The organism is Bradyrhizobium sp. CAR08, assembly GCF_052871955.1.
Window position 1 is genome coordinate 266,776 of sequence record NZ_JBIXJX010000009.1, and the last position, 12,265, is coordinate 279,040.

At 64.8% G+C, this 12,265-nt stretch carries 13 protein-coding genes; 5 read left to right on the forward strand and 8 right to left on the reverse strand.

Annotation, left to right across the window (positions count from 1 at the left end; genetic code table 11):
• Positions 1-109: 109 nt before the first annotated feature.
• Complete coding sequence (xth, locus tag ACIPUD_RS20825; protein WP_247487485.1) at positions 110-907, forward strand: exodeoxyribonuclease III; 798 nt, start codon at positions 110-112, stop codon at positions 905-907.
• A gap of 15 nt (positions 908-922) precedes the next feature.
• Here xth and ACIPUD_RS20830 read toward each other — a convergent pair whose 3' ends face one another.
• From ACIPUD_RS20830 to ACIPUD_RS20840, 3 genes are all read right to left on the reverse strand, one after another.
• A complete protein-coding gene (locus tag ACIPUD_RS20830; RefSeq protein ID WP_007590646.1) occupies positions 923-1,744 on the reverse strand; it encodes a tetratricopeptide repeat protein in 822 nt (273 codons plus the stop codon).
• The gene (gene ilvD, locus ACIPUD_RS20835; RefSeq protein WP_446481451.1) at positions 1,731-3,455 is read right to left on the reverse strand and encodes a dihydroxy-acid dehydratase; all 1,725 of its coding nucleotides are present in this window, start codon (positions 3,453-3,455) and stop codon (positions 1,731-1,733) included. The genes ACIPUD_RS20830 and ilvD overlap by 14 nt, the downstream gene beginning before the upstream one ends.
• Before the next feature lie 1,242 nt (positions 3,456-4,697).
• On the reverse strand, positions 4,698-5,096 hold the full coding sequence (locus ACIPUD_RS20840; RefSeq protein ID WP_317244184.1) for a MerR family transcriptional regulator: 399 nt from the start codon (positions 5,094-5,096) through the stop codon (positions 4,698-4,700).
• Between the two features lie 84 nt (positions 5,097-5,180).
• Here ACIPUD_RS20840 and ACIPUD_RS20845 point away from each other — a divergent pair, with 84 nt between their 5' ends.
• Both ACIPUD_RS20845 and ACIPUD_RS20850 read left to right on the forward strand, forming a co-directional pair.
• A complete protein-coding gene (locus ACIPUD_RS20845; protein ID WP_446481452.1) occupies positions 5,181-5,633 on the forward strand; it encodes a hypothetical protein in 453 nt (150 codons plus the stop codon).
• Positions 5,633-5,854 (forward strand): hypothetical protein, encoded by a 222-nt coding sequence (locus tag ACIPUD_RS20850; protein WP_446481453.1) that lies wholly within the window; start codon positions 5,633-5,635, stop codon positions 5,852-5,854. Before ACIPUD_RS20845 ends, ACIPUD_RS20850 begins: the two co-directional genes overlap by 1 nt.
• Positions 5,855-5,880: 26 nt before the next feature.
• Here ACIPUD_RS20850 and ACIPUD_RS20855 read toward each other — a convergent pair whose 3' ends face one another.
• A complete protein-coding gene (locus tag ACIPUD_RS20855; RefSeq protein WP_446481454.1) occupies positions 5,881-6,459 on the reverse strand; it encodes a hypothetical protein in 579 nt (192 codons plus the stop codon).
• A 200-nt stretch (positions 6,460-6,659) separates the two neighbouring features.
• Here ACIPUD_RS20855 and ACIPUD_RS20860 point away from each other — a divergent pair, with 200 nt between their 5' ends.
• Positions 6,660-6,833 (forward strand): hypothetical protein, encoded by a 174-nt coding sequence (locus tag ACIPUD_RS20860; protein WP_018458042.1) that lies wholly within the window; start codon positions 6,660-6,662, stop codon positions 6,831-6,833.
• A 152-nt stretch (positions 6,834-6,985) separates the two neighbouring features.
• Here ACIPUD_RS20860 and ACIPUD_RS20865 read toward each other — a convergent pair whose 3' ends face one another.
• The 3 genes from ACIPUD_RS20865 to ACIPUD_RS20875 all read right to left on the reverse strand — a co-directional run bounded on the left by ACIPUD_RS20865 (position 6,986) and on the right by ACIPUD_RS20875 (position 9,366).
• Positions 6,986-7,198, reverse strand: a complete 213-nt coding sequence (locus tag ACIPUD_RS20865; protein ID WP_018458043.1) for a hypothetical protein — start codon at positions 7,196-7,198, stop codon at positions 6,986-6,988.
• Between the two features lie 149 nt (positions 7,199-7,347).
• Positions 7,348-7,524: a hypothetical protein gene (locus ACIPUD_RS20870; RefSeq protein WP_018458044.1), complete on the reverse strand. Its 177-nt coding sequence runs from the start codon at positions 7,522-7,524 to the stop codon at positions 7,348-7,350.
• Between the two features lie 105 nt (positions 7,525-7,629).
• Positions 7,630-9,366: an adenylate/guanylate cyclase domain-containing protein gene (locus ACIPUD_RS20875; RefSeq protein ID WP_018458045.1), complete on the reverse strand. Its 1,737-nt coding sequence runs from the start codon at positions 9,364-9,366 to the stop codon at positions 7,630-7,632.
• A 324-nt stretch (positions 9,367-9,690) separates the two neighbouring features.
• On the opposite strand from ACIPUD_RS20875, the gene ACIPUD_RS20880 reads away from it, so the two are divergent.
• Positions 9,691-11,880, forward strand: coding sequence for a lytic transglycosylase domain-containing protein (locus ACIPUD_RS20880; protein ID WP_446481455.1), 2,190 nt, complete (start codon positions 9,691-9,693; stop codon positions 11,878-11,880).
• Positions 11,881-11,971: 91 nt separating this feature from the next.
• On the opposite strand, the gene ACIPUD_RS20885 is transcribed toward ACIPUD_RS20880, so the two are convergent.
• Complete coding sequence (locus tag ACIPUD_RS20885) at positions 11,972-12,262, reverse strand: hypothetical protein (protein ID WP_231188451.1); 291 nt, start codon at positions 12,260-12,262, stop codon at positions 11,972-11,974.
• Positions 12,263-12,265 lie beyond the last annotated feature (3 nt).

A 12,265-nucleotide genomic window follows, 5' to 3' on the forward strand; every position in this document is an offset into this window, starting at 1 on the left:
GGCCCAGGCCCGACTTAAGCCGGGTTAATTTTGTGGGAGATTTCGCAGCGTCCTTGACGGGCGCGTTTGCATTTTGTTCTAACCATGGCCCCTGCCCGGAGCCGCCAAGATGCCCATCAGAATAGCCACCTGGAACGTGAACTCGGTCCGGCAGCGCATCGATCTCCTCCTGACCTGGCTGAAGGAGTGCCAGCCGGACATCGTCTGCCTCCAGGAGATCAAATGCGTCGACGACGCCTTCCCGCGGCTGGAGATCGAGGCGCTCGGCTACAACGTGGTCACCCACGGGCAGAAGACGTTCAACGGTGTCGCCCTGCTCTCCAAGCTCCGGTTCGACGAGACCAAGTCGGGGCTGGCCGGCGACGACGAGGATGCGCATGCCCGCTTCCTCGAAGGCGTGGTGACGCTTAAGTCCGGCGTGCTGCGCATCGCCTGCCTCTATCTGCCCAATGGCAACCCGGTCGGGACCGAGAAATATCCCTACAAGCTCAAATGGATGTCGCGGCTTCTTGAGTATTCGAAGGAGCGCCTCAAGACCGAGGAGCCGCTGATCCTCGCAGGCGACTTCAACGTCATCCCGCATGCCCGGGACGTCCATAATCCCGCCGCCTGGACCGAGGACGCCCTGTTCAAGGCCGAGACGCGGGAGAGTTTTCAGTCCCTGCTCGGCCTCGGCCTGACCGATGCGCTTCGGGCCGTCACCGACGAGCCCGGGCTCTACACTTTCTGGGACTACCAGGCCGGCGCCTGGCAGAAGAACCATGGCCTGCGGATCGACCACCTTCTGCTGTCGCCACAGGCCAGCGACCGGCTCGCCAATGTCGGCATCGACAGCTATGTGCGCAGCTGGGAGAAGCCGTCGGACCACGTGCCGGTGTGGGCGGATCTCGATCTTGAGGCGGCGTGAGGCCGCCTCAACCCATCACTCCCGTCGACCCTGCACCCATTGCTCCAGCATCTGCAGGCACATGGCGCGATCGTCGTCGGAGGCCTTTGCGAAGGCGCGGTTGTAGTTTTCCTTGATCCAGGTCTCGTCGCTGCCTGCGCTGTCGCGCGCCAGCGTCAGCCACATCAGGCCGCGGGCGGCCTGCCGCGGCAGGCGGTCGCCGTTGAACAGCATCTGGCCGAGCAGCGCCTGGGCCTCGTGCTGACCCTTCTGCGCGGCGAGCCCAAGCCAGCGCGCGCCGTAGCGGAAATCCTCGCGCGAAGCGTCCGGCGTCTTCAGGTACAGGCGGGCGAGATCGTATTGCGCATCCGCATTGCCGAAATAGGACGCGGCATAGGAAAACATCTCCCGCGCCCGCTCCTGGTCCGGCTTGACCTTCGAATTCGGGATGCCGCTGAGATAATAGCGGCCGAGCGCCACAAAGGCGTTGGCGACGATCTGCGCCTGCGGCGCGGACGGGCTGTCTTCGGCGTGCGCGTTGGCGATGCGGGTGAAATACTCGAACGCACGCACATCGTCCTGGGCGACGCCGTCGCCATTGGCGTACATGCGGCCGAGCTTCCACTGCGCGATGGGGTGGCCACCCTCCGCGGCATATTGCAGGGCGCTGAGCGAGGTTTCCTGGGGCACGACTGGCGGTACATTGCGCACCTTGCCTGCTGCGCCCGGCAAGGTCGTGACCACCGGGATGGTCGCATCCTTCTGGCTGACGGGTGCGCCGTCAAAGGCGAGCGCCGGCGCGGCCAGCGCAGTAGCCCCCAACACAAATGCAACGATGGTACGCCTAGATGTCCGCATAGCACTGTTTCTCGTGCGCGCCGCCCGGATGGGTCACTGCCCCACCGACCGCTGGTCCAACCTGCTGAGCATATTTCCAGAGCGCGCCCGTCGTGTGGTTAGTCGCGCGAGCGGTCCATTTGGTCTTGCGTTTGGCAAGCTCCTGGTCGCTCAATTTTACGTTAAGGGTACCGGCGACCGCGTCGATTTCGATGATATCGCCGTCCTCCAGCAACCCGATCGGGCCGCCGATGGCGGCTTCCGGCCCGACATGGCCGATGCAGAAGCCGCGGGTGGCGCCGGAGAAGCGGCCGTCGGTGATGAGCGCGATCTTGCCGCCCATGCCCTGGCCGGTCAGCGCCGCGGTGGTCTGGAGCATTTCCCGCATGCCGGGACCGCCCTTCGGCCCCTCGTAGCGGATCACGATGACTTCGCCTTCGCGGTAGGTGCGCTTCTGGACGGCCTCGAAAGCATCCTCCTCACGGTCGAAGCACCTGGCCGGACCGGTGAACCTGAGGTTGGACATTCCCGCGACTTTCACGATCGCACCTTCTGGCGCCAGATTGCCCTTCAGACCGACCACACCGCCGGTGACGGTGATGGGCTTGTCTGCCGGGTGCACCACGTCCTGGTGCGGATTCCACTTCACGCTTTTGAGGTTTTCGGCGATCGTTCGACCGGTGACGGTCATGCAGTCACCGTGGAGAAATCCGTTGTCGAGCAGCGTCTTCATCAGAAGCGGTATGCCACCTACTTCAAACATGTCTTTGGCGACATAACGGCCGCCTGGCTTCAAATCCGCGACGTACGGTGTCTTTTTGAAGATTTCGGCGACGTCGAACAGGTCGAACTTGATGCCGCACTCGTGCGCGATTGCCGGCAGGTGCAGTGCAGCATTAGTCGAGCCACCGGACGCGGCGACCACGGCGGCGGCATTCTCCAGCGCCTTGAGGGTGACGATGTCGCGTGGCCGGATGTTTTGGGCGATCAGCTCCATGACCTGCTCGCCCGCGGTCATGCAGAAGGCGTCGCGAATTTCATAGGGTGCCGGAGCACCGGCCGAGTACGGCAAGGCCAGCCCGATCGCCTCGGAGACGGTCGCCATCGTGTTGGCGGTGAACTGCGCGCCGCAGGCACCCGCCGAGGGGCACGCCACGCGCTCGATCTCGTCGAGGTCCTCGTCCGACATTGCGCCGACCGAGTGCTTGCCGACGGCTTCGAACATGTCCTGCACGGTCACCTGCTGGCCCCGGAAATTGCCGGGCAGGATCGAGCCGCCATAGATGAAGATCGAGGGCACGTTGAGACGGACCATCGCCATCATCATGCCCGGCAGCGACTTGTCGCAGCCGGCCAGGCCAACGAGAGCGTCATAGGCGTGGCCGCGGATCGTCAATTCGACGGAATCGGCGATGCATTCGCGCGACGGCAGCGAGGAGCGCATGCCGTCATGCCCCATCGCGATGCCGTCGGTTACGGTGATGGTGCAGAATTCGCGCGGTGTGCCGCCGGCGGCTGCGACGCCCTTCTTCACCGCCTGCGCCTGGCGCATCAGGGAGATGTTGCAGGGCGCGGCCTCGTTCCAGCACGAGGCGACGCCGACGAAGGGCTGGTGGATCTGGTCGGTGGTCAGACCCATGGCGTAGAGGTAGGAGCGATGGGGCGCGCGCGCAGGACCTTCCGTCACGTGACGGCTCGGCAGCCTCTGCTTGATGTTGCTCTTCGCGTCCATCGCAAACCAGTTTCCCCGGCCAACCCTTTCAGACCCGAAAAATCAGAGCCAAGATTTGAATCGACCTTTTGAATCGACCTTGGGGATTTCCGTCGTCTTCCAGGATCACCGCTGCCGCTAAAATATTCGAGTGATTTTATTCATGCTCGGGTGTGGCCAAAAAGCGGCGTCGTTGCGAACGGACAGAGAAGATGGTTAAATCCGTGACGGGTGTTGCACGGACGGCACAATCGTGGCCGTGAGGACACGATCGAGCTTACTGCGATACCCCCGGCGGGAGGACAATCCACAACTTCAAGTTTCCGGTGCGTGCCTGCGTTGCAACTTCGGCGCGACCACGAGGCGCAGCCAAGGTGAGTCGGCGCTTCATCATCTCCCCGCCTGTCCGGACGCGCCGCAAGGGCGCTGCGTCCAGGCCACAGATCGAAGTGTTGTGCACACTCTCTCCACATCGTCTTTGAGCGCAGCAATGACGGACTATGAGGCGGCAGCGGCACTCTTCCAGCTCGCATTTTGATTGCAGACACGCTTCGCGTCCTCGCGGCATATTTCGCCCGAGCTTTGCTTGGTCATTCCGCCCCTTTATCCAAGAGGGCGCAGGGAAGGCCGGGTGCCGGCTGGCACCCGCGGTCCGCTGCGCGAAAAGCACACGCAGAGAGAACCGCACAGCAGCATACAGGTGTAGCCAATCACTCGGCCTTCCCTGCGCGATGGTTGGACGGCTTATGCCGTGCTCTCCCGGGAGCCGAATTCTCTCTGGCCTCCCTCGCCCTTGCAGAAGTCACCGGTACCGCGCCGGTTGACGCAGATGCCGCATCCGCAAGAGCTTGACGGTAGCAACGACGGCCAGGACCACACGGTTTTGCCGTACGCACGGCTCGCCATTTCGCCGCAGTTTTTCCAGCCCTGTCGTGGAGCCGAAAACTTACAGACGAGACGAAGCCTAGCAGCGCCGCTCGTCGGAACGCAGCCTTGGGCTCACGGAGAGCAATCCGCCCTGCCCTTGGCCTCTCGCACCCGAACGCTGCCGCGTCCACCGCAAGCCCGGCTCGCGAACATGACGACCACAAGATCGCCCTCAAGGATGAGCCGGGATGCGCGACACATACGCCATTTCCGAATTTCGGTAAAGCGGAATATTTTGGATGCCCCGGCTTGACACGGACATGTCGGGAAATGATCAAGTGTTTTGCCCGACAGGCAACCGCAACGGCATCGTGCACTTCAAGGCGCTATCCGGGATCAGGCGGGCCCGCATCCTGGCTGCAGGATCACGCAGTCCGGCGCAGCACTGCCGCTGCACGTCGTCTCACAGCCGCTGACCAGCGCGACCATGGTCGCTTCCAGTGTCCGCAACTCCGCAATTTTCTTCCTGATCGATCCGAGATGCTTCTCTGCAAATGTCTTCGTATCGCTGCAGGGCAAGCGCCGCTGAACCGATGCGAGGATGTCGCGCGTCTCGTCGATGGAGAAGTCGAGCTCACGGCAATGCCTGACAAGGCTGAGCGTCCCGAGAGCGTCGCTGCCGTAGATGCGCTGGCCGCCCTGGCGCGCCGGCGGCGTCAGAAGACCGATGCTCTCGTAGTAGCGGATGGTGGGAACCGAAACGCCGGCCGTCTTGGCGAGGACGCCAATTCTCATGGAGCTCTCACTTTTCGCTTGAACCTCAAGTGGCTTGAGGGCGTAGCGATCCGGTCCGTGGCGCACAAGCATGAGGAGAATCACATGAGCGTTATAGGACCGTCCTGCAGCCTTTCGTCCGAGACGTCGCCAGGATGCGGCTGCGGAGCCCAGACCGAACCAAGGGTCGAACCAGGCGGCGGCAAGGCCGCCGGCACGGCGGTCGCAACCGCGGTTGTCGCGGCAGCCTGCACGGCGTGCTGTGTGCTGCCGTTCACCCTACCCGCTGTCGTGCTCGCCAGCGTGGGCAGCCTGATCGCGGTGCTCGACCATGCGCACGGGCTGATGACGAAACTGTCCATCGCCGTCGTGGTCTGCGCCTGGGTCTGGATCGTCTGTCGATCGCGGACGCGCGGCTTGAAAATCCGATCGTCCGTGCTGGCTGCAATGTGCGCCGCGACCGTTCTGACCGCGACGGCCGCGCTGTGGCCGGTGATGGGGCCCGCCGTCTTCCACACCCTCGGTGTCGCCAAGAAGCCGAAGCCTCCGGCCGGCTGATGCACGCAATCACAATCTTCGGACTGCTGTCGGTCAGTGCGATGCTGCTGTTTTACGCGCTCGAGCCGCGCGGACCGCATTTCGTGCTGGCCTTCGCGGCAGCCTGCGCGCTCAGCGGGGTCTATGGCTTTCTCCAGGGCGCCTGGCCGTTCGAGTTTGTCGAGACGGTTTGGACAGCGGTCGCCTTGCAGCGCTGGGCAAAGGTCCGGTTATCGGCATGACCGGACTTCAGTGCCTTGGTTGGCGCTCAGGCGTTCCGCATCGCGCGCCCGAACGGATCGGCCAGACGGACGATCTCACAGGCGGCGACGAGGCCGGCGAGCCAGATGGCGCTGGTCAGCCCGATCCGGGTCTCGATGGCGGCGGTGAAGGCGCCCTCGCCGCCCAGGACCGGCGTCGCGGCAAGCAGCGCGAACTCATAGACCGCGTAGGCGGCAACGAATGCAATCGCAAGCATCAGCGGCGTGCGGCCTTGCGGCAGCCTACGGAGGACCGTCGATGCTGCTGCGGTCGATAGCAGCGCAGCAGCGCCGATGACGAAGCCCCAGGCGATAGTGCTGGGGTCGATCGGATAGTGCAGCGCGCCGAAGCCGATGCCCTGGTTCACCAGCCAGGCGCCCGTGACGACGAGCAGCGCCGGACGCAGCGGCAGCATGGCGGCGGCGACAACCGCGCAAGCCGCAAACGGCGTGGCACAGGCCAATGCAAAGCTTCCCAGCGCGCATGACACGATCAGCAGCGCGAAGCCGAACAGCGGCGCAAGGCGCACCGCGACCGGGTTAAGGCGGAAACGGCCGCCGAGGGGCGGCAGGATTGGACGGGGCATGGATGAACTCATGCCGACGATCCTAGCACATTTGCACCTGCTTGGATCACCTCCCGCGGCAGTTCCAACCGCCTCATCAGAGGTCCCGACGGATGGTGACGCGCGCCCTCTTGCCCTCAGCTGGCTGCGCTCGGCCCTCTTCTCCTTAAACGGCGGGCTACGCTCGCCCTCTTGGGCGCTGGGCCTGAGCCCAGGCCGCGGTGACGTCGCGCGGCGGGACGTCGACGCGCCGGATCGGCGTCAACTCGCCGGAGGCGGAGATGATCGCGGTCTCCTCGCGGCGGCAGCGCGGGCAAACGAAGCGGACCTCGTTCGGCGAAGCCGACCAGCTCGAACGTCTTACATTGGCGGCCATCGGCCAGGCTGCGCAGTGAGAGCATGACACCAGGAACCGACCGGGATCGAGCATACCCATTCCAAAGGACTCCGCGTCCTGCCATCCCTTCAATGATTGATCCATGTGAATCGTTCCGGTGCCAAAACACCGTCGAGACACCATCGGCCCCGAACCAGGAGGCGGAGCCGCTCAGCGGGCGCCCTTGAGCGTGCACGACGTGCTGCAGGTGACCGTGTTGCCGTGGTCGCACGCCTTGCAGGCGGCAACGCACTGGGTCATGTCGCGGGGATTGAAGGAAGTGTAGTTCCGCATCGCGCAGACCGGGGTCGAGCCGGTGATCTCCTGCTCCTGGTTGCAGGCTGCCGTCATGAGTCCAAACATGATGACCGCAAAAAGGCGCATGGGATCGCCCTGCTAGGCACGACAAAACAATCTCGCGACGCGCGCTGCACCGCAGCGAGCCCCGGCATTACCACAGCGGGAAATCACCGGAGGCGTCCCCGCATCTGCATTGAGGATGCGCGCCAAGTGTTAAGAACGGATTGCCGGCGTCAGGCCGCAGCTTGGCTCGCTATGGCCTGCCGCATGTCCACCGCCAGCTGGCGATACCGCTCCGAGAGCTTCAGATAAAACTCACGCTTGGTGCTGTCGGTGGCGAGCCTGGCGATCAGCTCGCATTCGGCGGTGAGCGTCTCGAACCGTTCGAGCCTGTTCTCAAGTTCTGTCATCGGCGTGTCCCCATCAAACGCCTCAAGGACACCAAACCTAAGCCCGGGAAATAGGTCACTGCGAACATCGTTATCGAGTAGAATCAATTTTTCCCGCGCGGCCGACTATTTCTGCTCCAACCGCCAGGCGCCGTCCCAGCCCTCGTCCGGCGGATGGGCCTCGAACCGCGTGATACGAGCAAGCATTGCCCGCGAGGGGCCGTCGCCTGGGACGGCTTCAAGTGCCGCGTTGAAGCCCGCGCGGGCCTCGTCGAAGCGGCGGGCGCGATAGGCGGCGAGGCCTTCGGCGTAGTGAGAACGCAGGCTCTCATGCGCGGCCGTGAGTGCGCCTGCCCGGCCCATCACCTCGAAGATCGTTTGCGGCGCGCTCTGGCCGGCGACCGCAAGACGGTCGACCTCGCGCAATCCGAGGTGCGAGCCGATCGCGTCCGCCGTCGCCTGCGAGATCAGGATACGGGTGCCATAGGTCTTGTTGACGGCCTCCAGTCGTGAGGCGAGGTTCACGGCGTCGCCCATCACGGTGAAGCTCATCATCAGCTCGGAGCCGATGCTGCCGGTCAGGACCTCGCCGGTGGCGATGCCGATCCGCAGATCGCAAAGCCCGGGCATGGCGCGGATGCCGAGCAGATCCGGCAATTGCTTCTGCAGCGCGGGCACCTGATCGGCCATTTCGATCGCAGCAAGGCCTGCGAGCAGCGCCGGCTCTTCCTCCTCGATGAAGGGAGGGCCCCAATAGGCCATGATGGCGTCGCCGATATATTTGTCGATGATGCCGCGGTTGCTCCTGATCGGACCGGACATGACGGTAAAATAGTGGTTCATCACCTTGACCAGGCCGCGCGGGGTCATGCCCTCGCTCATCGCGGTGAAGCCGCTCATGTCGCAGAACATGATGGTCATCACCCGGCGCTGGCCGTCGACGGCGACCTCCGGCCGGTCAATCAGCCCCTGCACCACCTTGGGATCGATGTAGCGGCCAAAGGTCTCGCGGATGCGCTCGTTCTGGCGCAATTGCTCGACCATGCGATTGAAGGCGGAGGCGAGTTCGCCAATCTCGTCCTGCGTCGAGACACTGATGGTCTTGTCGAAGCGGCCCGCCTCGACTTCGCGGGTGCCGGCCAGCAAGAGCCGGACCGGTCGCGTGATCCCGGTGGAGACCATGATCGCAAAGGCAAGTCCGACGATCGCCGCGAGGATGGTCACGATGCCCGAGACGATGATCGCCTGGCGCTGATGGCGGATCACCTGCGCGGTGCTCACGAACACCTGCGAGAGCATCTCGGCGCGGATCGCATCGATCCGCTGGGTGAAGAGATCGCGGAGCGCGTCCACATGGACGAGCACGTCGCGCGTGGCCGCAAAGTCCTTGGCATCGAGCAGCCGGAGCAGCTTGGCGTCCTCCTCGTCGAGTTCGCGGCGAAGCTCCTTGACTGCATTCTCGATGCGCGTCTCGATCCGGGCGAGTGCCGCGTTGTCCGACGGTGTGCTCTCATCGTCGATGATCGCGTTGATCAGCTTTCGCGCGGCTTCGGCCTCCTGCTCGACCTGGGCGTCCGTTTCCCTGAAGATCTTCAGCCGCGCCGCAAAGCCCTCCTCGTCCGGCGGCGTTTGCATTTTGGCGATCACCATGCGCCGCATCGCCAGCGCCCGCTCCAGCGAACGCACATTGGACCGCGCCAGGTGGCCGTAAGCCGGAATATACCGCGCGGTCAGCTCATCCAGAAGATGGCCGACGCGGCTGGACATCACCATCGACAGGATCGCGGTGACGACCATCAGGATGATGAGGCCGAGCGCAATCCCGACGATCTTGCGCCGGATCGACTGGTTGAAAATCGGCATGGGCGCGGAACAATGGGCTGAAGGGGAAAGGCTTTGGAACCCAATACAACGGATTTGCCGCCGGGAATACGCGCAATTTGGCCGCTTCGAGGCGTCCTGAACCGCCGCAACCGTCGCGCGAGCCGTATTCGTTAATGAAGGTTAAGAGACCCGCTCGCCCCGCCGTTGCACAGGTTCCCTGGCTCCATCCGTATTTCGCCGCATTGTTGGAACAGCTTCAGGATGCGAAACGACGTCGTGTCACCATTTTGACGCCGTTTTGATTCTCGAGCCGCATCTCGTCGCGGACTTTGGTTTGTACTGGTTTCGCAGGGGGACCACGGAATGAACCAGTGCCTACGCTCGCTCGCGTGTGTCGTTGCCGTGGCCGCTTTGGCCTTCATCCCTACAGAGCTGGCAGCGAAGAGCGGTCACAAATCGTCCGCGCCGAAGAAGACGCATGAGGCGAAAACCGGCAAGCAGCGCCACGCCTCCGCCGGCAAGGCGCGGCACGGCAAGCATGCCGAGGCCAAGCGCAAGTCGAAGAAGCAGGACGACGCGCCCTCGGACAAGCCGGCAGCCCCGCCGCTGACTGGCGATCTCGCCGCGCTGAAGGATGCCATCGATCTCGCGCGGAAGGGCAAGACCGAGGACGCCAGCGCGGCGCGCGACCGCATTGCCGACCCGGCCGGACAGAAACTCGCCGACTGGTTCATGCTGCGCCATTCCGAAAGCACGGCGAATTTCAAGCGCTACGCCGCCTTCCTCGCCGCCAATCCGGACTGGCCGAGCAGCGAGCTGCTCCGCCGCCGCGCCGAGGCGCGGCTGTGGCAGGAGAAGGCCGACGCGGCGACCGTGCACAAATTCACGATGGACCGGCCGACCAGCGCCAAGGGCAAGTTCGCGCTCGCCCGCGTGCTAATGACCGAGGGCGACAGCGACAGGGCCGCGCGTCTTGTGCGCGATGCCTGGCGCACGGACGAATTGTCCGAGCGCAGTGAGGAGGATTCCTACCAAGCGTTCCGCGATCTCCTGACCGCCGAGGATCATCGCGCCCGCATGGACAAGCGGCTCGGCGCCAAGGACTATGCGGGGGCGCGGCGCGCAGCCAAGCGGCTCGGCGAGGATGCGCTCGCGATCGTCAAGGCCTGCGCCGCAGTCACCGGCAAGGCCAGCAAGGCCAAGGATTACCTGGAGGACATTTCGGCCGAGGCGCGCCGCGACCTCGGCTATGTGCTGTGCCGCGCGCAATGGCATCTCCAGAATGACCGCATCGACGACGCGGCCGAGGTGATCCTGGCCGCCGCGCCCGATACGATGGCGGCGCAAGACACCGACGCCTGGTGGCGCGAGCGCCGCCTGCTCGCGCGAAAGCTGCTCGATCAGGGCAAGTTCAAAACCGCCTATGATTTGGTGCGCTCGGCAGCCGTGCCCGCGATGGAGGTCTATCGCGCCGACTATCACTTCATGTGCGGCTGGATCGCGCTGCGCTATCTCGATGATCCCAAGGCGGCGATGACGCATTTCGCCGCGATCGACGAAGGCTCCGCCAATCCGATCGCGCTGTCGCGCGCGCATTATTGGCGCGGCCGCGCGGCCGAGGCAATGAACGCACCGGCCGATGCGCGCCTGAGCTATCAGGCGGCGGCGCGCTATCCGACCGCCTATTACGGCCAGCTCGCCCGCGCCAGGCTCGGTCTCGACCGCATCGAGCTGCGTGCGCCCTCGCCCGTGCTGGCAGCAGTCGACGCGCCGCCCGCGGACGAGCGCGTGCGCGCCGCCGACATGCTCTACGGCGTCGGTGAGCGCGACATGGTGTTTTACTTCGCCGAGGATTTTGCCAAGGAGAGCACCGACGTCGCCGCACTCGAAGCGCTCGGCGAGCTCGCCGGCCGGCGCAACGATGCGCGCGTGATGCTGGAGGTCGGCAAGTCGGCGCTGGCGCGCGGGCTCGCGCTCGATCACTACGCCTTCCCGACCATCGGCATCCCTGAACATAAGCAGGTGGCGCCCGCGATCGATCCCAGCGTGATCTATTCGGTGGCGCGCACCGAAAGCTCGTTCGACCAGCGCGACAAATCGGCCGCCAACGCAGTCGGGCTGATGCAGGTGACGCCGGAAGCGGGCCGCGACACCGCAAAGCGCTTCGGCCTGACCTATGACTGGGACAAGATGGTCTCCGATCCCGTCTACAACACGCAGATGGGCGCGGCCGAGCTCAGTGCGCTCATGTCGGAATATCGCGGCAACCAGATCATGACCTTCGCCGGCTACAATGCCGGCCGGGGCCGCGTGCGCGAATGGGTGCAGGCGCGCGGCGACCCCAGGGATCCCAAGGTCGATCCGGTCGACTGGGTCGAGCGCATCCCGCTGTCGGAGACGCGCAACTACGTCCAGCGCGTGATCGAGAACGTGCTGGTCTATCGTGCGAGGTTTGAGGCCAGCAGCGTCGTCGCGGGGAAGTCCGAGCAGCGCGTTACGACGCCGAACAGGGGCGCGATGCCGACGGCATCGGCCGCAGCCGCCGCGCCCTAGCTTCGCGACGCCGGGGCTGGACGCGGCGTGAAGCTGGATGCAGTGACTGCGACCGACCTCTCTGCGCGGGTCCGCATCGTTTGGCGAGCCGTCACCTCCTTCCGTGGTCAGAGGGTTCGTACGCGCGCAGAAATGCTTCCGTCAGCGAGCGCGAGAGCGCGCCCGTCTGCAGTATCCAGTTCCAGCTCGACACCGTGATCGCTTCGAGCGAACTGCGGTAAGGCCAGAGCATTTCCACCGCCGTCTGCTGATATCGACGGTAGCAATCATAGTCGCAGTACCGCCGCTCAGCGGGCACATGGCGGACGTAACTCGCGCCCAGCGGCTGCGCGCACGCGCTGCAGGTACCGCCGTGGCGAGGCCCTTCCTGATTGACGAACATGAA